General features: G+C 73.2%; 20 protein-coding genes. 8 read left to right on the top strand and 12 right to left on the bottom strand.

Annotated features, from left to right (window positions below):
• Positions 1 to 69 precede the first annotated feature (69 nt).
• The 4 genes from BS83_RS28740 to BS83_RS28725 form a co-directional block, all read right to left on the bottom strand.
• Entirely contained in the window at positions 70 to 1,074 is a 1,005-nt protein-coding gene (locus tag BS83_RS28740) for a Dyp-type peroxidase (protein ID WP_051944213.1), read from the bottom strand.
• A gap of 57 nt (positions 1,075 to 1,131) precedes the next feature.
• Positions 1,132 to 1,551 carry a TOBE domain-containing protein gene (locus BS83_RS28735; RefSeq protein ID WP_037606396.1) on the bottom strand — a complete coding sequence of 140 codons (420 nt, stop codon included), beginning with the start codon at positions 1,549 to 1,551 and terminating at the stop codon, positions 1,132 to 1,134.
• Between the two features lie 145 nt (positions 1,552 to 1,696).
• Entirely contained in the window at positions 1,697 to 3,391 is a 1,695-nt protein-coding gene (gene kstD / locus BS83_RS28730) for a 3-oxosteroid 1-dehydrogenase (protein WP_232248757.1), read from the bottom strand.
• Between the two features lie 244 nt (positions 3,392 to 3,635).
• The gene (locus tag BS83_RS28725; RefSeq protein WP_037606394.1) at positions 3,636 to 6,719 is read right to left on the bottom strand and encodes an alpha-mannosidase; all 3,084 of its coding nucleotides are present in this window, start codon (positions 6,717 to 6,719) and stop codon (positions 3,636 to 3,638) included.
• Between the two features lie 192 nt (positions 6,720 to 6,911).
• On the opposite strand from BS83_RS28725, the gene BS83_RS46700 reads away from it, so the two are divergent.
• A complete protein-coding gene (locus BS83_RS46700) occupies positions 6,912 to 7,073 on the top strand; it encodes a hypothetical protein (RefSeq protein ID WP_198035321.1) in 162 nt (53 codons plus the stop codon).
• Between the two features lie 42 nt (positions 7,074 to 7,115).
• On the opposite strand, the gene BS83_RS48410 is transcribed toward BS83_RS46700, so the two are convergent.
• From BS83_RS48410 to BS83_RS28700, 5 genes are all read right to left on the bottom strand, one after another.
• Positions 7,116 to 8,750, bottom strand: a complete 1,635-nt coding sequence (locus BS83_RS48410; protein WP_051944210.1) for a SpoIIE family protein phosphatase — start codon at positions 8,748 to 8,750, stop codon at positions 7,116 to 7,118.
• A 122-nt stretch (positions 8,751 to 8,872) separates the two neighbouring features.
• Positions 8,873 to 9,739: a geranyl diphosphate 2-C-methyltransferase gene (locus BS83_RS28715; RefSeq protein WP_037610049.1), complete on the bottom strand. Its 867-nt coding sequence runs from the start codon at positions 9,737 to 9,739 to the stop codon at positions 8,873 to 8,875.
• A gap of 26 nt (positions 9,740 to 9,765) precedes the next feature.
• Complete coding sequence (locus tag BS83_RS28710; RefSeq protein WP_232248512.1) at positions 9,766 to 10,908, bottom strand: family 2 encapsulin nanocompartment cargo protein terpene cyclase; 1,143 nt, start codon at positions 10,906 to 10,908, stop codon at positions 9,766 to 9,768.
• Positions 10,905 to 12,332 (bottom strand): family 2B encapsulin nanocompartment shell protein, encoded by a 1,428-nt coding sequence (locus tag BS83_RS28705; protein WP_037606393.1) that lies wholly within the window; start codon positions 12,330 to 12,332, stop codon positions 10,905 to 10,907. The genes BS83_RS28710 and BS83_RS28705 overlap by 4 nt, the downstream gene beginning before the upstream one ends.
• Positions 12,333 to 12,516: 184 nt before the next feature.
• Positions 12,517 to 13,854, bottom strand: a complete 1,338-nt coding sequence (locus BS83_RS28700; protein WP_037606392.1) for a hypothetical protein — start codon at positions 13,852 to 13,854, stop codon at positions 12,517 to 12,519.
• Between the two features lie 266 nt (positions 13,855 to 14,120).
• Here BS83_RS28700 and BS83_RS28695 point away from each other — a divergent pair, with 266 nt between their 5' ends.
• The 4 genes from BS83_RS28695 (at position 14,121) to BS83_RS28680 (ending at position 17,954) form a co-directional block, all read left to right on the top strand.
• Complete coding sequence (locus tag BS83_RS28695) at positions 14,121 to 14,912, top strand: DUF4389 domain-containing protein (RefSeq protein WP_037606391.1); 792 nt, start codon at positions 14,121 to 14,123, stop codon at positions 14,910 to 14,912.
• Between the two features lie 18 nt (positions 14,913 to 14,930).
• Complete coding sequence (tenA, locus tag BS83_RS28690; RefSeq protein ID WP_037606390.1) at positions 14,931 to 15,584, top strand: thiaminase II; 654 nt, start codon at positions 14,931 to 14,933, stop codon at positions 15,582 to 15,584.
• Positions 15,585 to 15,824: 240 nt separating this feature from the next.
• Complete coding sequence (locus BS83_RS42295; RefSeq protein ID WP_084714239.1) at positions 15,825 to 16,202, top strand: TVP38/TMEM64 family protein; 378 nt, start codon at positions 15,825 to 15,827, stop codon at positions 16,200 to 16,202.
• Between the two features lie 168 nt (positions 16,203 to 16,370).
• A complete protein-coding gene (locus BS83_RS28680) occupies positions 16,371 to 17,954 on the top strand; it encodes a sialidase family protein (protein ID WP_051944204.1) in 1,584 nt (527 codons plus the stop codon).
• 17 nt (positions 17,955 to 17,971) lie between these two features.
• Here the strand turns inward: BS83_RS28680 and BS83_RS28675 are convergent, their stop codons facing one another.
• A complete protein-coding gene (locus BS83_RS28675; protein ID WP_037606389.1) occupies positions 17,972 to 18,922 on the bottom strand; it encodes an ArsR/SmtB family transcription factor in 951 nt (316 codons plus the stop codon).
• Positions 18,923 to 19,028: 106 nt separating this feature from the next.
• On the opposite strand from BS83_RS28675, the gene BS83_RS28670 reads away from it, so the two are divergent.
• Positions 19,029 to 19,589, top strand: a complete 561-nt coding sequence (locus BS83_RS28670) for a hypothetical protein (protein WP_037606388.1) — start codon at positions 19,029 to 19,031, stop codon at positions 19,587 to 19,589.
• A gap of 63 nt (positions 19,590 to 19,652) precedes the next feature.
• Here BS83_RS28670 and BS83_RS28665 read toward each other — a convergent pair whose 3' ends face one another.
• Entirely contained in the window at positions 19,653 to 21,326 is a 1,674-nt protein-coding gene (locus tag BS83_RS28665; protein ID WP_037606387.1) for a hypothetical protein, read from the bottom strand.
• A gap of 366 nt (positions 21,327 to 21,692) precedes the next feature.
• Here BS83_RS28665 and BS83_RS44350 point away from each other — a divergent pair, with 366 nt between their 5' ends.
• Entirely contained in the window at positions 21,693 to 22,562 is an 870-nt protein-coding gene (locus tag BS83_RS44350; RefSeq protein ID WP_198035320.1) for a DUF998 domain-containing protein, read from the top strand.
• Between the two features lie 49 nt (positions 22,563 to 22,611).
• On the opposite strand, the gene BS83_RS28655 is transcribed toward BS83_RS44350, so the two are convergent.
• Positions 22,612 to 22,995, bottom strand: coding sequence for a hypothetical protein (locus BS83_RS28655; RefSeq protein WP_037606386.1), 384 nt, complete (start codon positions 22,993 to 22,995; stop codon positions 22,612 to 22,614).
• 137 nt (positions 22,996 to 23,132) lie between these two features.
• Here BS83_RS28655 and BS83_RS28650 point away from each other — a divergent pair, with 137 nt between their 5' ends.
• Complete coding sequence (locus BS83_RS28650) at positions 23,133 to 23,474, top strand: DUF1801 domain-containing protein (RefSeq protein WP_037606385.1); 342 nt, start codon at positions 23,133 to 23,135, stop codon at positions 23,472 to 23,474.
• Positions 23,475 to 23,667 lie beyond the last annotated feature (193 nt).

The raw sequence follows: 23,667 nt of genomic DNA, 5'->3' as shown, positions 1-23,667 counted from the left end.
GCGTCGGGGTGAGGGGGTGAACGTGAAGGGTGAAGGCGTGAACGTGAAGGCGGGGGCGGGGAGCCTGCGTCAGGAGGCGTGCGGCGCGTCAGGGAGCGCGTCGAAGAAGTCCGCGGGCGGAGTGAAGAAGAGCGAGCCGGTCATCGCGGTGGAGAAGTCCAGGATCCGGTCGTGGGTCGCCTCGCCCGTGCCGAGGAACATGTTGCGCAGCATCTGCTCGATCACCGAAGGGGTCCGGCAGAAGCCGATGAAATAGGTGCCGTACTCGCCGCGGGCCAGCGAGCCGAAGGGCATGTTGGCGCGCACGATCTGCTGGGCCCGGCCGTCGGCGTCCTCGACCTGGTTGACCGCGACATGGGAGTCGGGCGGCTGCTCCTTCGCGGCGAGCTCGACATTGGCCGCCTTGGTGCGGCCGACCACCGCCTCCTGCTCCTCGATGCTGAGTGCGTCCCAGCGGCCGAGGTCGTGCAGGTATTTCTGGACGATCACGTAGCTGCCGCCGGCGAAGGCCGGGTCCTCCGTGGCGACGAGCGCGGCGGCGCCGGAGGCGGGTCCGGTGGGGTTCTCGGTGCCGTCGACGAAGCCGAGCAGGTCACGCTGGTCGAAGTAGGTGAAGCCGTGGGTCTCGTCGACGACGGCCACGGCCTTGCCCAGCCGGCGGGTGACCAGGGTGGCCAGCTCGAAGCAGAGGTCCATCCGCTGGGCGCGCAGGTGCAGCAGCAGGTCGCCGGGGGTGGCCGGAGCGACGTGCCGGGCGCCGCGCAGCGCCTGGAAGGGGTGCAGGGCGGCCGGGCGGGGGCCGGCGAAGAGCCGGTCCCAGGCCTCGGAACCGATCCCCAGCACGCAGGCGAGCCCGTCGCCCGGTCCGCGGAACGCGACCGTGCGGACCAGGCCGGGCAGGTCGGCGAGCAGTTCCCGCACGTCGTCCTCACCGCCGGGGGCGACGGTGAGGACGAGGAAGATCGCGGCCCGGGTCGCGTCGTGGACGACGGGCTGGGGCGTGGTCGGCGGCACGGTCCCTCCAGGGGAGCGGGGGTCCGTACCAGCCTCGCCCGGGGTCCGCGAACCCGCCATCCGGGCGGGGCGGCGGTCGGGATGGAGCGGCGGGGCGTGCCGGGGGGAGTGGCGGGGTCAGGCGGTGGCCAGCGAGACGTCCGTCGACTTGACCAGGGCGACCACCGCGCTGCCGGGGGCGAGGCCGAGCTCGGCGACGGCGTCCTTGGTGATGGCGGCGGTCAGGTCGCCCCCGTCGATGGCCACCTTGACCGAGGCCATCGCCTCGCCGGTCGCGATCGAGGTGACCGTGCCGGGCAGCTGGTTGCGAATGCTGAGACCGGACACCGGGCCGGTGGCCAGGGACACCTCGGTCGCCTTGACCACGGCCTGGACGTCCGTGCCCTCGACGAGCTTGAGGTCGGTGACCGCGTCCGCGGTGATGGCGGCGGTGATGTCCTGGCCGCCGGAGAGCCGGGCCCGGACCGTCGCCATCGCCTCGCCGGTCGTCACGGAGGTGATGGTGCCGGGGAGCTGGTTGCGAATGCTGAGAGTCATGTTTCCGACGGTAGATGCTTCCTGACGCGGGCGGGCGAGGCCCCTGGCAGATGCGAGGCCGACTCCGGCAGGGGCCTGGCGGATCTGGGGCGGCCGGTTTTCGGGCGCGTCCGTTCGGGCGACGGGGCTCGGGCGGGGGCGCGCGTCAACTGTCGGCGATGTCGTTCGCGGCGATGTAGCCGAAGGTCATGGCGGGGCCGATGGTCGATCCCGAGCCCGCGTAGCTGTGGCCCATCACCGCCGCGCTGGCGTTGCCCGCCGCGTGCAGGCCGGGAATCACGCGGCCTGCGGTGTCGAGCACCCGGGCGCGGGCGTCGGTGAGCAGGCCGCCCTTGGTACCGAGATCGCCGGGGACGAGCCTGATCGCGTAGAAGGGCGCGAGCCAGAGCGGAGCCAGGCAGGAGTTCGGGACCACGGCCGGGTCGGTGTAGTAGTGGTCGTAGACGCTGGCGCCGCGGTGGAAGTCGGGATCGGCGCCGCCGAGCGCGAAGCCGTTGAAGCGGGCGACCGTGGCGCGCAGCGCCGCCGCGGGGACGCCGATCTGGCCCGCGAGTTCGTCGAGGGTCCAGGCCTGGTGCACCGCCCCCGCCGTGTACCAGCCGCTGGGGAAGGGGAGCGTGGGGGCGACGTCGCGGAACAGGTAGCGGTTGCGGTAGTTCTGGTCGACGATCATCCAGGCGGGGATGTCCGGCGCGCCGGGGTTCTTCCGGTACATCACATGCACCACGTCGCTGTAGGGCGCGCCCTCGTTGACGAAGCGGCCGCCCGCCTGGTTCACGATCAGGCTGCCCGGCAGGGTGCGTTCGGACAGGCAGAAGTAGGCCTGCCCCGGCAACGGGACGGCCGGTCCCCACCAGGCGTCGTCCATCAGCGCCACGGCGGCCCCGGCCCGCTGGCCCGCCTGGATGCCGTCGCCGGTGTTCTCCTTCGCGCCGACGGTGTAGTCGGTGCCGACGGGCTGCTGCTGGTACTGGGCGCGCATGGCGGCGTTGTGCTCGAAGCCGCCGGAGCCGACGACCACGCCGCGGCGGGCCACGACCAGGCCGGGGCTGCCGTTCTGCTGGACCACCACGCCGGTGACCGCGCCGTCGACCACGTCGAGGTCCACCAGCGGGGTGTTGAGCCAGACCGGGACGTTCGCCGCCACCAGCCCCGCGCGCAGCCCGGCGGCCAGGGCCTGACCCATGGTCAGCGGCTTCTGGCCGAGCAGTGCCGCCTTGGCGGCGCGGGCCACGGTCTCGGCGGCGACGGCCGCGCCCTGGGCGTTGACGGCGGCGATGGCCAGCCACTTGTAGTCGGCGCTGTAGACCACGGTGCCGGACGGCACGGCGAGGTAGGGCGGGTTGAGATGCGCCAGTTCCGCGCTGAGCAGGTTGCCGTCGAACTGCTCGGGCTCCATGGAGCGCCCGTTGGGCATCCCGCCGGGGAGCTCGGGATAGTAGTCGCTGTACCCCGGCATGAAGCGGAAGCGCAGCGGGCTGTTGGCCATCACGAAGTCGACCATCGTGGGGCCGTGGGCGAGGAAGGCCGCCTGGCGGTCCGCGGGGACGTCGGAGCCGACGACCGCGGCCAGGTACGCGGCGGCCAGCGCCGGGGTGTCGGGGACGCCGGCGGCGAGGATGACGGAGTTGTTGGGAATCCACACGCCCGCGCCCGAGCGGGCGAGCGAACCCCCGAAGGTGGGGGCCTTCTCCACCACGACCACGGAGAGACCCCGCTTGGCGGCGGTCAGCGCGGCCGTCATCCCGGCCGCCCCCGAGCCGACGACGACCACGTCGTAGGCGGCGAGGACGGGAAGATCGGCCCGCGCACGGCCGGTCGCCGTCAGGCCGGAGGCCAACAGTGCGCCGGCGCCGACCCCGGCGGTGCGCAGCACGGCGCGGCGGGAGGGGTGGGCGGAGCGAGGGGAGGAACGAGGGGAGGAGACGGGGCGGGTCGGTTCTGGTGTCGGGTCGGTGGCAGGCACGGTGGGCCCTCCGGTTCTCGGGAGTCGAGACATGGGGAGGGGCGGCACGGGCGCGGGCGCACAGCCCTGGTGCGGGAGCAGGCGGGTGGCAGGACTGTGGCCCGTTGACCGTGCAATGTCAAGGTCGGTGCGCGCGGCGGGTGAAGCGCAGGGTGAGGATCTGGAACGGGCGGAGCCGGAGCGCCAGTGCCCCCTCGGGGGTGAGGATGTGGGTGGGTGCGTCGGGGAGCGGGCGTTCCAGCAGGTCGGTCTCGGTGACCGTGTCGGCTGCGAAGTCAGTGCGGAGGGTGGTGACCGCCCGGCCGCCGAGGGATTCGTAGAGGCGGACGACCACGTCCCCGCCGCGGTCCTCGGCGAGCTTGACCGTCTCGACCACGACGCCGTCGCCGTCCACGGCGACCAGCGGGGCGACGGGCCGGTTCCCTGGCACGGCGCGGGCCGGGAGGTTGATCGCACGGCCCTCGCGGACCGCGTCGGCCAGACCCGCGCCGGGGGCGAGGGCGAAACGGAGCCGGTGCGTGCCCTGGTCGGTCTCGGGATCGGGGTAGCGCGGGGCGCGCAGCAGGGAGAGGCGGACGGTGGTGGTCTGGCCGCCGTCGGGGCGCACGTCGCGGGTGACGTCGTGGCCGTAGGTGGAGTCGTTGACGATCGCGACGCCGAAGCCTGGCTCCTCGACATGGATCCAGCGGTGCGCACAGATCTCGAACTTGGCGGCCTCCCAGCCGGTGTTGGTGTGCGTCGGCCGGAAGACGTGGCCGAACTGGGTCTCGGCGGCCGAGCGGTCGGCCTTCACGTCCAGCGGGAAGGCGGCCTTCAGCAGCTTCTCCGTCTCGTGCCAGTCCACTTCGGTGTCGATGTCCAGCACGCGCGAGCCGGGCCGCAGTGTCAGCCGTTGCCGGACCCTGGAGCCGCTGCCGAAGCTGCGGACCAGCTCGACGCGGGCCGCGCCGTCAGGGCCGTCGGAGTCGTCAGGGCCGTCAGTGGCGTGCAGCGCGTCGAGCGCCACGAGGTCGGTGACGTTGTGGCGGTAGAAGGCGTCGATGTCCCAGGCGTCCCAGGTGTTGGGGAAGTCCGGGTGGAGCTGGAGCAGGTTCGCCGCCCCGCCGGGCGCGATCGCCTCACGGCCCGAGGCGGCGTCCATGGCCGAGACGACCAGGCCGCGCGCGTCGATCTCGATCCGGAGCAGGCCGTTGTCCAGGACGTGTCCGCCCCCGGCGCGGTCGGTGAGCGAGACGGCCGGGCCCGGTGCGGGGGTGGTCACGGCGGTGCCCGTCGTGCCGTCGAAGAGCAGCGTGGCGGTGGTGGTGCGGGCTTCCTCCATGTCCTGGGCTTCCTCGGTGCCGGCCAGTGCGCGCTGCGCCGTGTCGACGAGTGCCGTCAGCTCCGCGTGGACCCGGGCGTAGGTCGCGCGGGCCTCCCGGTGGACCCAGGCGATCGAGCTGCCGGGCAGGATGTCGTGGAACTGGTGCAGCAGCACCGTCTTCCAGAGCTGTTCCAACTGCTGGTGGGGATAGGCGAATCCGGGAACGCGGACGGCCGCCGTCGCGGACCACAGCTCGGCCTCGTGCAGCAGCGACTCGCTGCGGCGGTTGCCCTGCTTGGTCTTGGCCTGGGAGGTGTAGGTGCCGCGGTGCAGTTCGAGATAGAGCTCGCCGACCCAGACCGGCGCGTCCGGGTACTCGGTCTGGGCGGCGGCGAAGAAGGCGGCGGGCCGTTCCACGCTGACCCGGGGCGCGCCCTCCAGGTCGCGCTGGCGTGCGGCACGGGCCAGCATCTCGCGGGTCGGGCCCCCGCCGCCGTCGCCCCAGCCGAACGGCGCCAGGGAGCGCGAACCCCGGCCCTTCTCGCGGTAGTTGCGTGCGGCGTGGGCCATCTGGTGACCGCCCAGATCGGAGTTGTAGGTGTCGACGGGCGGGAAATGGGTGAACACCCTGGTCCCGTCGATGCCCTCCCACCAGAAGGTGTGGTGCGGAAAGCGGTTGGTCTGGTTCCAGGAGATCTTCTGGGTGAGGAACCACCGGTTCCCCGCGAGGGCGACGATCTGCGGCAGGGCGGCGGTGTAGCCGAACGAGTCCGGCAGCCACACCTCCTGCGTCTCGATGCCGAACTCGTCGAGGAAGAAGCGTTTTCCGTAAAGGAACTGACGCACCATCGCCTCGCCGCCGACCATGTTCGTGTCGGACTCGACCCACATGCCGCCGACGGGCACGAAGGCGCCCTCGCCGATCTTCTCGGCGACCCTGGCGAAGATCTCCGGGCGGTGCTCCTTCAGCCAGGCGAGCTGCTGCGCCTGGGACATCGCGAAGACGAACTCCGGGTGGCCGTCCATCAGCTCCACCACGTTGGCGCAGGTCCGGGCCACCTTGCGGACGGTCTCACGGAGCGGCCAGAGCCAGGCCGAGTCGATGTGGGCGTGACCGACCGCGCTGATGCGGTGCGCGGAGGCGTGCGCGGGCGCGGCCAGGACCTGGGTCAGCGCGGCTCGGGCGCGGGAGGCGGTGCCGACGACGTCGTCGAGGTCGAGGGTGTCGAGCGCGCGTTCCACCGCGCGCAGGATCTCCCAGCGGCGCGCGCCGTCCTCGGGCAGCTGCTCCATCAGCGAGCCGAGCACGTCGAGATCCTGCACCAGCTCCCAGACCTCGGTCTCGAAGACCGCGAGCTCCATCCGGGCCAGGCGGTAGAGCGGGCGGTCCTCGCTGGTCAGCCGGTCGCCCTGGCTGGTGGGAGAGTGGTGGACCAGGACGGGGTTGGCGGCCGCCTCGACATAGAGCTCGACGTTCTCGCCCCCGGCGGCGCTCTCGGAGATCCTGACCCAGTCGGTGCGCGGGTTGAGGCCCTTCACGCAGGAACCGTCGGCCCGGTGGACGAGGCCCTCGCACTGGAAACCCGGCAGATTGCGGTCGAAGCCGAGATCGAGCCGGGCCTCGACGGTCCGCCCGGCCCACGTGGCGGGCACGGTGCCGCGGACCCTGAACCAGGTCGTCCCCCAGGCCGGGCCCCACACTGCGTCGGCCGCGCAGTCGGTGTAGGCGGCGGCGAGCCCCTCGGCGACCGGCACCGGCTCGCCGGGCGGTCCTTCGGTGGGGCCGACGTCCCAGCGGGCGACCTCCAGCGGCACGGCGGCGCCGTACACGGCGGGCTCGATGCGCTCCCGCAGGACGCGGTGGAGGCGGCGTTCGACGGTGTGGCGGTCGTCGTGCATGACACCTGCTCCGATGCTGGGACATTGGCGGGGACACGGGCGGGGAGATGGGCGGGGACACGGGCGGGCCACTCCGTGATACCCCACCGGGCGGCGTCACGGGAGACCGACGCGCGCACGGATGTACCCCTGGGGGTATGTAAGCTGGGACGTGTCGGGCACCGCGGCCCGGCCGGGAGAAGGAGAGCCACCATGTGCCGACGCGTCAGCTGTTCCCGCTGCGGCAAGTACACCTACGCCGGGTGCGGCAACCACGTCGACCAGGTCCTGTCGGGCGTTCCCGCCGCGCAGCGCTGCTCCTGCGCGCCGCTGGTGCGCGAGCGCCGGAGCTGGTGGCCGTTCGGACGCGGGTGAGCTCGGCCCGCCCAGCCACGCGGTGACCGCCCGCGGCGGACGTCAGTCGCGGCGGACGAGCAGCAGGGCGAGGTCGTCCTGGACCCGGCCCGGCGCCGGTCGGGCCCGGACCAGGCGGTCGGCGAGGCCCTCCCAGCCGGTGTCGGCGGGGGCCTTCGGGCCGTCCTGCCGGAGCGTCGCCAGCAGCCGGGCCACGGACTCGTCGTAGGCCTCCGTGCGGTCCTCGATCAGCCCGTCCGTGTAGAGCAGCAGGCCCTCGCCAGGAGCGAGCCGGTGCTCGCTGAGCGGGTAGGCCGCGCCCGCGTCGATGCCGAGCGGTGGGCCGCCGGGCAGGTCGAGCTCGCGCGGCAGACCCGAGGCGTCGAGCAGCACCGGAAGCGGATGGCCGGCCCGCGCCGCCAGCAGCCGCCCCGTGGCGGGTTCGAGCGAGAGATAGCAGCAGGTCGCGAAGAGGCCGGTGTCCAGGTCGGCCAGCAGCCGGCCGGTGCGGGCCATCGCCTCGGAGGGGTCGTGGCCCTCGCGGGCGAAGGCGCGCAGCGCGATCCGCAGCTGGCCCATGACCCCGGACGCCCGGGCGCTGTGCCCCTGCACGTCGCCGATGACCAGGCCGACCCGGTCCTCGTCCAGCTCCAGCACCTCGTACCAGTCGCCGCCGACCTCCATCCCCGCCGTCCCCGGCCGGTAGCGGACCGCGACCGTGTGCCCGGGGATGCGCGGCGTGCGGCGCGGCAGCATGGCCCGCTGCAGTTCGGCGGCGCGGGTGTGCTCGGCGTCCTGGAGCAGCGCCCGGCCGAGCGCGTGGGCGGCGATGCCGCCGAGCGCGGTGAAGGTGTGCCGTTGCCGCTCGTCGAAACGGCGGACGCCGGGGTAGCCGAAGATGCAGCCGCCGATCCTTTGGTCGGAGGCCGCCAGCGGCAGCACCGCCCACGACCGGGTCAGCGGCTCGGCCGGCGGGGGCGCACTGATGCCCTCCACGAAGACCGGCTGTTCCTGGGCGATCGCCTGGCGCAGCGCCGCCGCGGCGGGCGGCCGCAGTGGGTGCAGGCGTTCGGGTGCGGGCGCGTGCAGCGGCGTGGAGCCGATGTCCTCGACGTCGCCGCTCGGGGTGAGGTGCACCAGCAGCGTCTCCGCGTTGAGCGCGGGGCGGGCGATGTCGGTCAGCACCGCCATCACGTCGGCGACGGTGGCGGCGCGGGAGAGGGCGCGGGTGATCGTCAGCAGGAAGGAGTCGGCCGCGCTGTCCGGACCGGCCGCACTGACGGGGACCGGGGTGGCGGTGAGGGCGGTGGTGGCGACGGCCGGACAGCCGGGGTCGGGGCCGTCGGCGGTGCGGTCGAGGAGCAGGCCGATCACCCGGGCCGGCCGCCCGTCGGGTCCGAGCAGCACCTCGCCGCGCTCCTCGATCCTGCGGACCGTCCCGTCCCGGTGCACGATGCGGTAGCGGTTGCGGTAGGGGCCGCCGCGCTCCAGGACCTCGGCGGTCGCGGCGGCCAGCCGGGCGGCGTCGGAGGTGTGCAGGGCGGCGAAGAAGGCGTCGGCCCGCCCGGTGAAGTCGTCGGGCGAGACGCCGACGAGATCGCAGACGAAGGCGTCCCAGTGGATCGCGCCACTGACGAGGTCCCAGGCGAAGGATCCGCCCCGGGCAGCCCTGACCGCCTCGGCGAGCTCCGGTTCCACGACGCCGCCCCTCCGAGCGCAGACCAGGGCGCTGTCGTTCAGTCATTCGATCGTTGTCGGACCGATTATGGCGACAGTGCCCCGGTCGTGCGCAATCGGACGCGCCGGGTGTTCCGCGGCGGTCAGACCCGGTCGGCGGCGATCAGCAGATACTGGAAGCTGCCGTCCTTGTAGGCGTCGAGGAAGCTCCGCTCGATCCCGGTGACCAGATGGGACTTGGCGCGGAGCTCCCAGTAAGGCACGGTCGCCGCGGTCAGGTCGATCACGCTGACCGGGACGAGGCGGTTGGCGGCGAGCTCCCTGAAGTACGTGCTGCGCGGGTGGATGTCGCAGATGTAGTGCGCGTTGATCTCGCTGACGGCGCGCGAGGGCAGACCGTAGGTGTCGTTGTAGCAGCCGGTGATGGTGACGTAGCGGCCGCCGCGGCGCAGTTGCCGCGCGTGCTCGGCGAAGAGCTGGGAGAGCTCCACGTACATGGTGCTCTCGTTGTTCCAGATCCCGTCGAAGGAGCCGGACTCGAAGCCGGTGTCGAGCATGTTCCGCAGGTGGAACCTGACCCGGTCGGCGACACCGTGCTTCTCCGCCTGCCGGTTGGCGAACTCGACCTGGTGGCTGGAGATGGAGACGCCGTCCACCTGGCAGCCGAACCTGGCGTTGGCGACCAGGCTGCCCCCGCCGCGCCCGCAGCCCGCGTCGAGCAGCCGGCCCTCGGCCGGGATCGGCCCGAGGTGGTCGGCGAGCAGCTGCGCCTGGGCCGACTCCAGCCGGTGCAGCTCGCGGACGGTCCGCTCCTCGCGGGTGTCCTCGGGACCCTCCAGTACGGACCAGTCGGGCTCGCCGATGCCGTAGTGGTGGTGGTAGAAGCCGTCGACCTCGCCCAGGCGCAGGTTGACCGGGTTGCGCTCCGCGTTCCAGTAGGCGGCGACCGAGTCCTGGTAGGGGCTGGTGCTCTGGGAGGGGACGAAGGCGGGCTTCTCACTGAGGATCATGCTGGTGCTCCGGTTCTCGTACGTGGTCACGCGGGGTCGGCGCCGTGGTAGCGGGCGCTGCTGCGGTGCCAGGTGTGGCTGCCGCCCATCCAGTCCCAGACGCCCGCAAGGAAGCGCCTGAGCTCGGGGGAGCCCAGTTCGCCCAGCACGGCGGCCTCGGCCTCGATGGTGTGCATCAGCTCGTCGTGGATCTGCGCGGCCCGGTCGACCGCCTGCTGGAGGGTGCAGCCCTCCTCGGCGGCGATCAGGTTGGGCAGGTTGGTGTCGGTGGGGTCCTCCTTGGCCATCGAGTACAGGTCGTTGAGCAGGACGTTGGCCATGCCCGCGTACAGGTAGGTGCGGCGCACCCGGTGGTCGGCGAACTCGTGCGCGGGCAGCTCGTAGCCGGCGACCGGGTCGACCAGCACCATGCAGGGGAAGAAGGCGTTCTCGTACCGGTGCATCAGGTACTCCCACACCGCGGGCCTGCGCCCGGACATCCGCCACTCGCCCTCCTGGCCGTACCCCACGAACATCACGGCCAGCTCGTGGCGCAGCCGGGCGACCTGGGTGGGGGAGGCGACGGCGGAGAGGTGGCCGAGGGCCGAACGGAAGGCCCGCAGCACCGGCTCCTCGCTGACGACCTGTTCGAACCTGGGCTCGTAACGCGGCGGCAGGCGTACCGGGTCGACGACCGCGTGGGCCAGCGCGACCCGCAGGCCGATCAGTTCGGGGCGGGTGTCCTCGCCCTCGTCGACCCAGTGGTCGTCGACGGCCCATTCGGCGAGTCCGCAGCGGGCCGCGGCGAGCAGCCGGTCGGGGTCGTCGGTGTCGGGGTGGGCGAGCATGAAGAGCCGGCCGAAGTTGTGCGAGCGCAGCCGCTCCAACCGCCCCTGGAACAGCCCCATCTCCTCGGCCCAGGCGACGAGCCTGTCGTTGACCAGCTCGCCGAGGGCCGGGTCGTCGCGCCGGGCCTGCGGGCAGTGCAGGGCCGGGATGGTGACCCCGCCGGACGGGGCCGGTGGCGGGGATGCGGGTGGGGTCGCAGACGCGGGTGGGGGCGCAGGCGCGGACGGTGGCGGGGGTTCGGTGCGGAAGAGGCGGAAGGCGGCGGTTCCGGGACCCGAAGGGCCGGCCAGGACGCGGGCGAGCAGGTCGCCGTCGAGATCGCGCATGGGGGTCCCGTTCACGCGTGCGGCGCCGCGACGTCGACGTTCTCCAGGATCCCGATCGCGTCGGGAACCAGGATCGCCACCGAGTAGTAGGCGCTGACGAGATAGGAGATGATCGCCCTCTCGTCGATGCCCATGAAGCGGACGTTCAGCCCCGGCTCGACCTCGTCGGGGATGCCGAGCTGGTGCAGGCCGACAACGCCCTGGTTGTCCTCGCCGAGCCGCATCGCCAGGATCGAGCTGCTGCGGCCGGCGGTGATCGGGATCTTGCCGCAGGGGTAGATCGGCACCCCGCGCCAGGCGGGGATCTGGTGGCCGCGCCGGGTGACCGTGTCCGGGTACAGGCCGCGCTTGTTGCACTCGCGAAAGATGGCGGCGATCGCCTTGGGGTGGGCGAGGAACAGTTCGGTGCCGCGGCGCATGCTGAGCAGCTCGTCGAGGTCGTCCGGGGTCGGCGGCCCGGACCAGGTGCTGATCCGCTGGTCGTAGGCGGTGTTGTGGAGCAGGCCGAACTCCCGGTTGTTGACCAGCTCCCACTCCTCGCGTTCGCGGATCTCCTCGATGGTGAGCCGGAGCTGCTCCTCGGTCTGGTTCATCGGGCTGTTGTAGAGGTCCGCGACGCGGCTGTGGATCCGCAGCACGGTCTGGGTGATGCTCAGTTCGTACTCACGCGGCGCCAGGTCGTAGTCGACGAAGGTGGTCGGCAGCTCGGGCTCGCCCTCGTGGCCGGCGCTGAGTTCCACCTCCGCCTCGCCCTTGGTGTTGGTCGCCCGTCCGGCCTCGCTGACGAACCGTCCGATGTGTTCGCGCAGCACCGGCGAACGGTCCAAGAGCTCCTGCGCCCGGGACCAGGGCATCACGAGGACGGTGCCCGCGGTCGAGGCCTGGGCGGTGTGCAGCCAGAGCGGGTCGCTGGTGAGCACGGCCTCGTCGCCGAGGTGGTCGCCGTCGGTGACCACGCCGACGACGTGGGTGTCGCCGTACTTGCCGGTGCCGAGCCGGTTGATCCGGCCGTGGGCGACGATGAACACCTCCTCGATCGGCGAGCCCTCGGAGGCGAGGATCTCGCCGGGCCGGAACTCCCGCGCGGTGAACCGGGAGGCGAGCTCGGCCAGCAGCGCCGTGTCCTCGACGTCACGCAGGGCGGGGAGCTCCCTCAGCGTCTCGGGGACGATCCGCACGTCGTCGGCGCCGTTCTGGACGAAGCCGACCCGGCCCCGGCCGACGGCCAGACTGAGCCGCCGGTTGACCCGGTAGGTACCGCCCGCCACGTTCACCCACGGCAGCGACTTGAGCAGCCAGCGGGAGCTGATGCCCTGCATCTGGGGGGCGGACTTGGTGGTGGTCGCCAGGTTGCGGGCGGCCTGCGTGCTGAGGCTCTGCTGGTCGGGAGCGCCGCCGCCGTCGACGGCGGCGGCGCTCTCGGTGGCCTCGATGGTCATGGGCCTCTCCTCCTCGGATTCCCGCTCGGATTCCTGATCCCAGTAAGCGGCACGGGGCGCCCCACGCGGGGGTGACGGGCGCGCCGGGCACGTTGAAAGTTCGTGGGCGTTGAAAGCGGTTGACCAGCACGGCGGTCGGTCGACGCACGGTCGGTCGACGGGCGGTCGGTCGACGGGCGGTCGGTCAGCACAGCGCCGGGGCGGGCGGGCGGCGGAGGCTGTCGGTGCGGGCCAGCACGCCGCGGGCGGCGGCGCTGCCGCGGAAGGGCTGCAGGCGGGAGCGGAGCGCGCGCAGGGCGCGGTCGGCGCGTCCTGAGCGGAGCAGCGGGTAGTCGTCGAGGAACCCGTGCCAGGCCGTGCAGGCCTGTTCCAGGGAGCCGCCGTCCAGGAGGAGTTCGGCCAGGCGGGCGGTGACCACGGCGCGGGCGCGACGCTCGCCCGGCGGGTGGACGCGCAGCGAGCGCCGCAGCGCGGCCACCGCGCCCGCGGAGTCGCCGAGGGCGACCCGGACCTCGGCGTGCTGATGCTCGTGGGCGGCCGCGTGGTAGTCGGGACTCTCGGCGCCGGGCCCGTCCTCGTCGGGGCGGCCGAGCAGTTCGGCGGAGTGGTCCAGCACGCTCAGGGCCCGCCGGTGGTCGCCCTGTCCTGCGGCGGCGACGGCGAGCTGCCCGAGGACCGCGGCGGCGTGCGTGGCCGGAAGGCGCAGGGCGTGGGCGGCGGCGGCCTCGGCGAGCCTGAGGGCCTGCTCGCGGTGGCCGAGGTCGTGGGCCTGCGCGCTGAGCGCACGCAGGGCGGTGGCGTGCCCGGGGGCGTCGTCGGCCTCGACGGCGAGCCCGACGGCGGTCAGGTAGTAGCCCTGGGCGGTGCCCTGCTGCTCGTCGTCGTAGCACATCAGCCCGGCCAGGCAGGTCAACCGCGAGGCGCAGAGCAGCAGTTCGTGCCGGGTGCGGGGCGGGGCGGGCGCGTTGAGCCAGTCGGCGACGCTGTTGCCGAGGAACCCGGTCAGGGCGGTGCGCGAGTGGCCGCCGCCGAAGGCTGCGTCGACGCTGGTGAAGGTGTGCAGCATCGCCTGGGCCGAGCGGACGTGCGCGCGGGTGACCGGCACGCCCCCGTCGTGGGAGGTCCGACCGTGGCGGCTGGGGCGGCCGGTGCCCAGGTGGTCGGGATCGGCGAGCGCGAGCCGGTAGGGCCGGGCGCGGGCGGGCTCGGTGTCCAGGGCGGCCAGCGCGCGGCCGGGGGAGTCGGCGGGGAGCGGTGCGACCGCCGGCGCCGGCTCCAGGCCCGCGTCGGCGAGGGTGACCGGTCGGCCGAGCGCCCGGGACAGCGCCTCGGCGACCAAGGCGGCGACCTGGCCCGGCGGCCGGGTTCCCGCCATCCAGTGGGCGACGGAGGTCCGGTCGTAGCGCAGGGCGAGCCCGGTCTCGGCGCCCGTCCGGTTCACGGCACGGGCGAGAGCGGCGCCGCTCCAGCCTGCCTCGTGGGCGAGTGCGCGTAATCGCGCGTTGGGGTGGCGTGGCGCCATGGTGCTGCTGTCCTCCTGCGCTCGGTCGAGGGAGGCGGTGCTCCCTCTTCTGTCATGGTCCGCACCGGCGGTGGTGACGCCCGGAGGCGGCGGCGCACGGGGGTGCGGACCGGCGCGTGGCGACATCGCGCGCTGCGCATGACAAGCGAGTCCGGATCAGGTGTCCGACCAGGGTGGGCTTCCGTTCCTCCTGGCGGGTGAACCCGGCGAGCGGGGTGGATCATCGCGGGTGATCCTGACCTCATCCGAGGGACAGGAGCCCGTTGATGGCGAATCAGACGTGGTCGACTCCGCCGATGATGCTGAACACCGAAGTGGTGCCGGAGCTCGACCTGCCCGCCCCCGAGCAGCAGCGGCGCTGGACCGTGCTGCTGCGGTGGCTGCTGATCGTTCCGCACCTGGTGGTGCTGACCGTGCTCGGCATCATCGGCTTCTTCGTCATGGTCCTGGGCTGGTTCGCCGCTCTGGTGCTGGGTCGGCTGCCCGGTCCGGTCGCCCGCTACCTGGCGGGGCTGCTGCGGTACCAGACCCGGGTCTACGCCTACGCCATGCTGCTGGTCGACCGGTATCCGCCGTTCGCCTTCGACGCGCCCGACTACCCCGTGCAGGTGGAGCTGCATCCGGCCGAGCTCAACCGGCTGGCGGTGTTCTTCCGCCTGATCCTGCTGATCCCCGCCGCGATCGTGCAGAGCCTGGTCACCTCGGGCTGGTACGCGGTGAGCTTCGTCGTCTGGCTGATCGCCCTGGTGCTGGGCCGGATGCCGCAGCCGCTGTTCGAGGCCACGGCCGCCACCGCCCGCTTCGCGATGCGGTTCAGCGCGTACGTCACGATGCTGACCGCCGCCTATCCCAAGCGCCTGTTCGGCGACGAGTCGCTGGCCGTGGTCGAGCGGCGCTCGGCGTCGCGGCCGCTGATGCTGTCCGGGGCGGCCAAGGCGCTGGTCGTGCTCTTCCTGGTGCTGGGCGCGGTGAGCAGCGCGGTCTCCTCGACCGTCCAGACCGGCGACAACGGCACCACGGTCAACACCAACGCCCCCGGATACGCCGCCCCCCGGTAGGTGTGACAGGGTCGGGGCATGAGCCTCACCGAAGACCTCTGGTCGGACATCGAGTCGGTCTACGCCGAGATCCTGCAGCACCCCTTCGTCTGCGGGCTCACCGACGGCACGCTGCCCCGTGAGGCGTTCCGGCACTTCGTCGAGCAGGACTCCCTCTACCTGCGGGACTACGCCCGCGCCCTGGCCCTCTGCGGCGCGCGGGCGCCGGAGTCCGCGGCGCTGCAGGCCTTCGTCGCGGACGCTTCCGGCGCGATGGCGGCCGAGCAGGAGCTGCTGGCCGGCTTCGGCGCGGAGCTGGGTGAGGAGCCGCTGGGGCAGACGGTGCTGCCGACCACCCGCGCCTATACCAGCTACCTGCTCGCCGCGGCCTACGGCGGCAGCTACGCCGAGGCCGTCGCGGCCGTGCTGCCCTGCTACTGGATCTACGCGAGGGTCGGCGAGCACCTGCTCGCCAAGTCCTCGCCCGACCCGCTCTACGCCCGCTGGATCGCGGCCTACGCGGACGAGGGGTTCCAGTCCGTGGTGCGCCGGGTGCTCGCCCTCACCGACGCGCTGGGCGCGGAGGTCTCGACGGCGGAGCGTGAGCGGATGCGGGAGCGCTTCGTGACCGCGTCGCGCTACGAGTGGATGTTCTGGGACGCGGCCTGGAACCGCGAGACGTGGCCGGTCTGAGCCTGCCGCCGCTGACGGGCGCCGATCCGCTGGCCGGGCTGCCGCCGGTGCTCGCCGCCGCGGCCTTTGTCCTGCTCTACGCGGGCGCCACGGTGGTGCTGGTGCCCAAGCCGGTGCTGAACGTCGCCGCCGGAGCCTGGTTCGGGCTCGCCGAGGGGCTGGGCCTCGCCATCGCCGCGACCACGCTGGGGCAGCGGCCTCCTTCGCGGTGGCACGCGGGCGCTCCGCGGGCGGCGGCCGCTGCGGGGCCCCGGCGCCGGACGGTTCGGCGGTGCGCGGTTCGCCCGTGCCCGCTCCTTCGCCGCGGTCGCGGAGCGCGAGCTGAGGGAGCGCGGCTTCCGGGCCGTGCTGGCGATGCGGCTGCTGCCGGTGCTGCCGTTCGCCGCGATCAACTACGGCTGCGCGCTGGGCGGCGCACGGCTGCGCCCCTTTGCCGCCGCGACCGCGCTCGGGGTGCTGCCGGGAACGGCGGCGCTGGTCCTGGCCGGCGCCACGGCCTCGGCGCCGAGCCCGCTGGGCGTCTGGGTCTCGGTGGCGGCGCTGGTACTGCTGGGCGCGGCCACGGTGCTGCCACGCGCGGTCGCGGGCCGCCGGAGCGCCGCGGAGTCGTCGCCGTAGCCGCTGTGAGGCAGCACCACCGATCGGGGTGTTGCCGTGTGCACGACGGCCTCCCGTGGGTAGGCTCGGGCCCGGGCTGACGGAACGTCTGATGCCTTGCACCACAAGGGTCAGAGCCCGTCCGCCAGGTCATGCGCCACCACAGTCGACGCACACACCGGGGGTTCCATGCACATCCGCAGGTCTGCATCCCTCCTGGCCACCGCCGCCGCCTTCGCGCTCCTCGCTTCGGGCACCGCCTCGGCGACCCACGGCGGCGGGTTCCTGGGCCTGATCTCGCCGGGCGACCCCTACGCCTCCTGCGACATCAGCCACGACGGGCCCGGCACCAACTACCTCTCCGCCGAGGACGAGCCCTCGATCTCGGCCAACCCGCTCCGGCCGGGGCAGGTGGTCGCCGTGTACCAGCAGGACCGTTGGTCCAACGGCGGCTCGCGCGGCCTCGGGGAGAGCTACAGCGCCGACGGCGTGCACTTCCGGCACGTCGCCATGCCCTTCACCCATTGCGCGCCCGGCGGTCTTGACTACCAGCGGGCCTCGGACGGATGGGTCAGCTTCGGCCCGGACGGCACGGCCTACGCCAGCGCGCTGGTCTTCGACGCCACCACGAACCGCAACGGCGTCGCCGCGGCCACCTCCTACGACGGCGGGCGCACCTGGAAGCACGTCACCAAGCTCATCGACGACAACGACCCGACCGTCGGCGACGACAAGAACGCGGTCACCGCCGACCCGCTCCACCCGGGCGTCGCCTACCAGGTCTGGGACCGGCTGGTCAGCACGGACACCTCGTTCACCGGCCCCGCCTACCTCTCGGTCACCCGCGACGGCGGCCGGACCTGGTCGAAGGCGAGGCCCTTCGTCGACACCTCGGTGACGCCGTTCACGCAGACCATCGGCAACGTCATCGTGGTGAACCGGCACACCGGCGAGTTGTTCGACTTCTTCACCTCGATCACCTACACCGACGCGGCGGCCGACACCGTCGTCGACAGCCACTACGCCATGGTCACCTCGCACGACCAGGGCCGGACCTGGAGCAAGCCGGTCAAGGTCACCCCGGACACCTCCGTGCCCGAGGTCGACCCCAACGCGCCCACCGACCCCGCCAAGGCGCTGCGCGCGGGCGGTGGACTGCCGAACGTCGCGATCGACCCGGTCAGCGGCGAGCTCTACCTCGCCTACGAGGGCTCGGACTTCAGCGGCGGGAAGTACGACCAGGTCCAGCTGGTGCACTCGCGTGACGGCGGCCGGAAGTGGAGCGAGCCGGTGCGGCTCAGCCAGGCGCCGAACAGCCCGGCCTTCACGCCCTCGATCACCGTCGACGCACACGGCACGGTCGCGGTCAGCTACTACGACCTGCGCTACCTGCAGCCCGGCAACACCACCACGCTGCCCGGCGCGGGCTGGCTGCTGAGCTTCCCGCGCGGCGGTGAGGCCAACCCGGTGGAGCGTCGGATCACCCCGGTCTTCGACTGGCTGCTGGCCCCCGACGCGGGCGGCCACATGCTCGGCGACTACGAGGCGATCACCACGGACGGGCCGTTCGTCCGGCCGGTGCTGGTGGAGACCAACGCCGGACAGCCGTCGAACATCGCCGACGCGTTCAGCGGCCTCTACCGCGCCGAGACGCTGCGCGGACCGGCGGGGACGCCGACGGCAGCGGCGAGCAGTCCCGGCGCGGTCGCGGCGGCGGGCTCCGGCAGCGCCACGGCCACAGCGGCGCACCCGTTCGCGGGGCTGCCGCGCTGAGGTGAGCGACGTGGTCGTCAGCCGCCCGCGAGCAGGCGGGTGCCGAGGGTCGTGCAGGTGTGGTGCACGAACTTGCCCTCGCGGGCGGTGGTGACCAGACCGGCCGCGCGCAGCGTCTTGGCGTGGCCGGAGGCGGTCGCCGCGCTGATGCCGAGGCGGCGGGCCAGGCCGCCGGTGGTCTGCGGCTGGGCCAGCAGATGCAGGACCTGGGCCCGGGTCGGGCCCAGCAGCGCGGCCAGCGGGTCGGCGTGGCTGTCGGGCGGCGGCACCAGCGGCAGCGGGGTCAGCGCCGGGTAGACCAGCACCAGCGAGCCGTCGGGATGCCCGGTGCGCAGCGGCGCGCCGCGCCAGAGCAGGGACGGCAGCAGGGTGACGCCCTGTCCGTGCAGGCGGACGTCGGCGTCGCGGGCGCCCGGCAGCCGCAGCTCGCTGCCCGCCCAGGACGCGCCGGGAGTGAGCCCGGTCAGCATGGCCCGCAGCCCGTCGGCCACCAGCACCTGGCTGCGCCAGGCCACGTCGGCGGCGAAACCCGCCTGGATCCGAGGCCACCAGCGCGGCAGGAAACCGCGGTTCAGTGCGGTGAGGGACAGCTCCAGCTCCCGCCAGGCGCGGGCGTCGCCCCGGGCCAGGGCCTCGGACCAGGGCGACGGCGGCGCCACCCGGTGCAGTTCGGCGGCGGCGGACGTCGGCGGGGTGGCGACGGCCCGGCCGACCGCGTCGTCGGGATCGGGGAGCGGCGGGTCGAGGAAGACCGGTCCCAGGCCGTCGCTCGGCCGCAGCAGTTCCAGCAGACGCCGGGACGGCGCCGGCACCTGGGCGTCCGCGCTGCGCCGCCAGTGCGCGACGGCCGGATCCCGGCTCCCGGCCCGGACGACGGTGAGCGCCAGCAGCGCCTCGACCAGGGGCGCGGGCGTCCGGGCGAAACGCACCCCCAGCAGGTCCTCGGGCGTGAAGTGCACCCGCAGCATCCCGGCCTCCCCTCGCCGACCCGATCCGCCGCGCTCCCAGCCTGCCACGATTCGGGCGCGTCCGAAACGATCGCGACGCGCGGCCCACGAGGGACACGCTCGGGGCATGACCCAGTCGCTCCGCCCGCCGCTGCGGGCCCGCAGAACCGGTAGCCGCCTCATGGCCGTTCTGGCCCTGGCCGGCGGTCTCACCCTCGCCGCCCTGCCGCCCAGCACCGCCTCGGCCGACCAGCCGGGGCCCTGGCAGCCGTTCCACGCCGGTCCGTTCACCGACGCCGCCGGGGACGTCTGCGCCTTCGCGCTGCACAGCGAGCCGTTGGTGGACCACGAGCAGATCCGGACCCTGGCCGTGGACGGCTCGGGGACGCCCACCGAACAGGAGATCACCGGCGAGCTGGTGGTCCGCTACACCGACGAGGCCGACGGCCGCTTCGCCGACGAGAATCTGACCGGCACCGCGTGGCTCTTCCACCACCCGGACGGCAGCCAGACCTGGGTGGTCTCCGGCCACCTCGGGCTCGGCATCCACGCCGGCAATCCCTACGCCCCGCAGGGGTACTCGATTCTGACCGGCAGGATCGTGCTGCAGATCACCGCCGACCACCACCCCTACCTGCTGGCGCACGAGGGCCCGACCGAGGACCTCTGCGCGACGCTGGGCGGCTGAGCGGGCCGGGGCCCGTCCGGAGTGTCTCCGGACGGGCCCCGGTGTGTGCTGCGCAGACAACGGCTACTGGGACGCGCGGCAGGGGTTGAAGTCCAGCACCTGCCGGAAGTCGTTGTAGACGAAGCGCGGTTGGTTGCCGACACCCGGGTAGGCGAGCTGGAGCAGGCCGCCGAACTCCTTCTGCGAGTCGCCGCCGAAGGTGTTCCTGGTGCCGGGGATGTTCGCTCCGCCCTCCTGCCAGACACAGGAGCCGTCCAGCCGGGTGGTGCTGTAGAAGGGGTAGAAGTTCGCACCGGGGGGCGGGTTGACGCAGTTGACGCCGGTGGTGCGGTCACAGGGGTTGGCGAGCGTGTCGTTGTCCTCGATGCGCGGCAGGTCCGTCTCGAAGGCCACGCGCTGGAACTGGCGGCCGTCCCTGAAGGTCGGGCTGCTGAAGACGATCGCCGTGGGCTTGGTGGCCCGGTCCACGGCCGGGGAGCCGGTGCCCGGCCAGGTGTTCTGGTAGGTCACGCCGTCGTAGTCGTCGTCCGTCGGCGAGTTGCCCAGACAGCCGCCGATGCGTACGAGCAGGGAGTCGCCCGGGTTGAAGCAGCCGTTGTCGTCGGGGTCCAGCGCCTCGGAGCCCGCGGACTGGGTGCAGACGCCGGTGGCCGGGTCGGCCGCGGCGCAGTACTCGAAGTGGCCGATCTCGTCGGAGTAGGCCGTGTTGTACGAGTGCGCCGCCCAGGGCACCCGGGTCGCCTCGCTGGAGGTCGAGTACTCGGGGTGGAACGCGGAGGGCAGCGTGGTGCAGCTGGTCGCGGTGGGGTCGAACTTCACCTGGGCGAAGCCGTTGCCGACGGAGGCCGTCATCGAACCGCTCCGGTGCGCGGTGGTGTCGTTCACCTCGACCTTGAAACCGGCGCGGGTGTCGAACAGGTGCACCTTCAGCGTGTCGCCGGACTTCATGAAGAAGTCCTTCGCGGGGTCCAGGTTGAAACGGTCGCCGTTGGTCGGGTCGGCGGGGGTGGTCGCCCGGCCGTCCTTGGTGAGGAAGGCGAAGTTCACGTACTCCACGCCGGCGGAGGCCAGGCAGGCGTTGTTGTTCTGCAGGCCCTTGTTGTAGTCGAGCGACAGACTGTCGATGTTCAGGGCCGCGCACCACTGCGTCGGGTCGCAGCTGACGCCGGCCGGCCAGGGGACCCAGCCGGGCGGGTAGAACTGCATCTCCATGAACGCCGACCCCGGGTGCTTGCCGATGTAGCGCGGTGAGCTCGGGTCGGCGGAGTTGTAGATGTTGCTGTCCGAGTCGGGCGCGCAGCTCGCGTTGCCGCTGGCCGGGCCGGGGGCGGACTGGTCGTCGCACATGGCCATCCCCAACCAGAAGGCCGGGTGCAGCTGGAAGTTCCAGGTGCTGCCGGAGCCGTCCTGCCGGGGCTGGGTCGGCGGGTCCTTCGGCAGGCGCACGGTGTAGGTGTTGTCGTTCCCCGCCCCGGCCTTGTCGCTGTAGTACAGGACCGAAGGCTCGTCGTGCCCGACGTAGTGTCCCTCGCCGAAGACCAGTTCGCTGTCGTCGACCTCGGTGCACCAGCGGACGTTCGACGCGCAGCTGTGCGGAGCGGCGACGGTCGTCGCCTTCACCGCGGCCGCCTCGTGACCGGCGGCGGAGGCCGCCACCGGCGTCACCGTGAAGGCGCCCAGCGCGATCAGCGCCGACCCCAGCACAGTGATCTTCTTCCTGACGTTCCGTGAACCCATGAGCCCCTCCCTGTCCGGACGTCGGCGACGCTGCCGCGTCCGATGCGTGGACTGGATCTGGATCTGGATCCGAACCTCGGCGGGCCCTGGGCGGGCCGAGCCTTTCGGGAACCTAGGTGATGCCTGTGCGGATGTCGAGGGAAGGGGCAGATTCCGGTTCGCTTGTCCGTCTGTTTGCACAACGTGCTTGTGCAATAAGCGAGTTGGCTTGGTCGCAACGGCGGGCGAGGGGCGGCGGAGCGGGCCGGGGCGAGGGTGGCGCCCGGGGCGGAAGGGACCGGGCGGGGGTTCGGCCGAGTGGGTCAGTGATCCATCGCTTCCGCGTGGGAGCGCCGTCCCGGCCGGGGTCGGACCTACCGTGGCTCGATGCGAGGAGTTCCGTGGTGGGCGGTGGTGTCCTCGGCGGTGGCCCCCGTCGTGCTGGTCGGGGGCTGGGTCGTCGCCGCCGCGCTCCAGGCGCCCGGATACGACCCGGTGACCGACACCATCAGCGAACTGGCCGGCACCGGAGCGGCCTTCCCCTGGCTGATGGCGGGCGCGATCGGCCTACTGGGCGTCTGCCACCTGGTCACCGCGCTCGGCCTGCGGGTCGCCGGACCGGCGGGACGGGTGGCGCTGGCCGCCGGAGGGGCCGCCTCGCTGGTGGTCGCCCTCTCACCGGTGCCGGAGAGCGGCGGCTCGATGCGGCACAGCACCTCGGTGGTCATCGGGTACACCTTCCTCGCGCTCTGGCCCACCCTGGCCGCCTATCGGCGCCGGGACCTGTCGGCCTGGGGTCTGCGACCGGCGCTGTCGGTCTCGGTCACGGTGCTCTTCCTGCTCGGCGCGCTCTGGTTCATCCAGGCGGAGTGGGGGCACGGCGCCGCCGGACTGGTGGAGCGGCTGCTGACGACCGGACAGGCGCTGTGGCCGCTCGTCGTCGTGGCCTCCTGCCTGGGACTCGGCGTCCGGTGGCCGGCCGTGGTCGCCGCGGAGCCGGTGGCGGTACGGGATGCCTGGGGGACGGGACGGGTGCAGGCTGGAGGCATGAGCGCCAACACACTGGTCACCGTCCACGGGGTCGTGTCGGGCCCGCGGCCGTTCCGCCGGGTCGAGATCCAGGGCTACGACGCAGGACCCGCCTTCCGGCCCGAGGACGTGCTGCGTCTCTGCCGTGACCGCGGGTTCCACGACGTCAACCTGGACGACCCCGCGGTGGTGACGTGGGTCGGCGGGGACGCCGGCACCTGGGCCTGACGGGCGCCGCGGTCGGTTCGGTCGTGGGGCGGTTCGGTCGTGGGGCGGCTCAGTCGTCCAGCTGCGCCCGCAGACGGCGCGAGGGCGTGAAGGCGTAGAGGTCCAGCACACCGGGCGGCTCGGCAAGACCGGGCCCGCCGTCGGCGAGCCATGCGGCGATGTCGTCGGCCCCGCCCGGGTCGTTGACCATGCCGAGCCAGACGGGCCGCCCGCCCGCCGCACGTCCGGCGGGGGAGGGGCTGACCACGACGACGTTCGCCTGCTCGCAGGCGTCCAGGCAGTCGACGACGCGCACCCGGCCGCCGTGGGCCGCCGCGCCCGCCCGGAGCGCCGCCAGCTGCTCGGCGTGGTCCAGCCGGGGGACCTTGGCGTCCGTGCCGCAGCAGCAGCCCCGGCAGACGGTGACCGTGGCCCGGTCGGGAGTGGCGGGCATGCGTGGGGATCCTTCTGCGGTGCGGGGCGACGGAGTGGATCTTCGTGGCCAGCCTACACGCGCGCGTGAACCGGCATTCACCTGTTCGGGCGAGCCTCGGATGCGCGGTCCCGCGGGCGGGCGCGGAGAATGGCGGGATGGAGCCCGCCGTCCGCGCCTACATCGACGCCATCGCCCCGGAGAACCGGCCGCTCTTCGACCGGATCCACGGCCTCATCCTCAGCGCCCACCCGGAGGCGGAGGTGGTGCTCTCCTACGACCTGCCGACCTACCGCACGCCGGGCCACCGGCTCCACCTCGGGGCCTGGCGGCACGGCGTCTCGCTCTACGGCTGGCAGCGCGGTCGCGACGCCGGGTTCGTCGCCCGGCATCCCGAGCTGCTGCACGGCAAGGCGACCCTCCGGCTGCGCCCGGACGACGCGGCCGGCATGTCCGACGACGAGCTGCGCGAGTTCGTCACGGCCGCGCTCGCCGACTGACGGCCGGGCACGCCGCCGCGCCGGACCGGGGTCCGGCGCGGCCTCAGTGGTTCAGCTGCACAGTGGTTCGGCTGCACAGCGGTTCACCAGCGCAGCGGTTCACCAGCACAGTGGTTCAGCAGCACGGACGCGAGCCGTGGTTGGCCCCGTGCTTGCGGCGGCCCTTCTTCTTGCGACGCCTCTTGGACGACAT

It is taken from the genome of Streptacidiphilus rugosus AM-16, from assembly GCF_000744655.1.
Lineage (GTDB): Bacteria > Actinomycetota > Actinomycetes > Streptomycetales > Streptomycetaceae > Streptacidiphilus > Streptacidiphilus rugosus.
Note: the sequence above shows the minus strand (reverse complement) of the source record. Positions and strands in the feature narration are given on the sequence as shown.

Bases quoted from the DNA above. Each gene is read 5' to 3' on its own strand.
- BS83_RS28740 (WP_051944213.1), bottom strand. From the start codon at position 1,074: ATGGCGGGTTCGCGGACCCCGGGCGAGGCTGGTACGGACCCCCGCTCC.
- BS83_RS28735 (WP_037606396.1), bottom strand. From the start codon at position 1,551: ATGACTCTCAGCATTCGCAACCAGCTCCCCGGCACCATCACCTCCGTG.
- BS83_RS28725 (WP_037606394.1), bottom strand. From the start codon at position 6,719: ATGCACGACGACCGCCACACCGTCGAACGCCGCCTCCACCGCGTCCTG.
- BS83_RS46700 (WP_198035321.1), top strand. From the start codon at position 6,912: ATGTGCCGACGCGTCAGCTGTTCCCGCTGCGGCAAGTACACCTACGCC.
- BS83_RS28715 (WP_037610049.1), bottom strand. From the start codon at position 9,739: ATGATCCTCAGTGAGAAGCCCGCCTTCGTCCCCTCCCAGAGCACCAGC.
- BS83_RS28705 (WP_037606393.1), bottom strand. From the start codon at position 12,332: ATGACCATCGAGGCCACCGAGAGCGCCGCCGCCGTCGACGGCGGCGGC.
- BS83_RS28700 (WP_037606392.1), bottom strand. From the start codon at position 13,854: ATGGCGCCACGCCACCCCAACGCGCGATTACGCGCACTCGCCCACGAG.
- BS83_RS28695 (WP_037606391.1), top strand. From the start codon at position 14,121: ATGGCGAATCAGACGTGGTCGACTCCGCCGATGATGCTGAACACCGAA.
- tenA (WP_037606390.1), top strand. From the start codon at position 14,931: ATGAGCCTCACCGAAGACCTCTGGTCGGACATCGAGTCGGTCTACGCC.
- BS83_RS28680 (WP_051944204.1), top strand. From the start codon at position 16,371: ATGCACATCCGCAGGTCTGCATCCCTCCTGGCCACCGCCGCCGCCTTC.
- BS83_RS28675 (WP_037606389.1), bottom strand. From the start codon at position 18,922: ATGCTGCGGGTGCACTTCACGCCCGAGGACCTGCTGGGGGTGCGTTTC.
- BS83_RS28670 (WP_037606388.1), top strand. From the start codon at position 19,029: ATGACCCAGTCGCTCCGCCCGCCGCTGCGGGCCCGCAGAACCGGTAGC.
- BS83_RS28665 (WP_037606387.1), bottom strand. From the start codon at position 21,326: ATGGGTTCACGGAACGTCAGGAAGAAGATCACTGTGCTGGGGTCGGCG.
- BS83_RS44350 (WP_198035320.1), top strand. From the start codon at position 21,693: ATGCGAGGAGTTCCGTGGTGGGCGGTGGTGTCCTCGGCGGTGGCCCCC.
- BS83_RS28655 (WP_037606386.1), bottom strand. From the start codon at position 22,995: ATGCCCGCCACTCCCGACCGGGCCACGGTCACCGTCTGCCGGGGCTGC.
- BS83_RS28650 (WP_037606385.1), top strand. From the start codon at position 23,133: ATGGAGCCCGCCGTCCGCGCCTACATCGACGCCATCGCCCCGGAGAAC.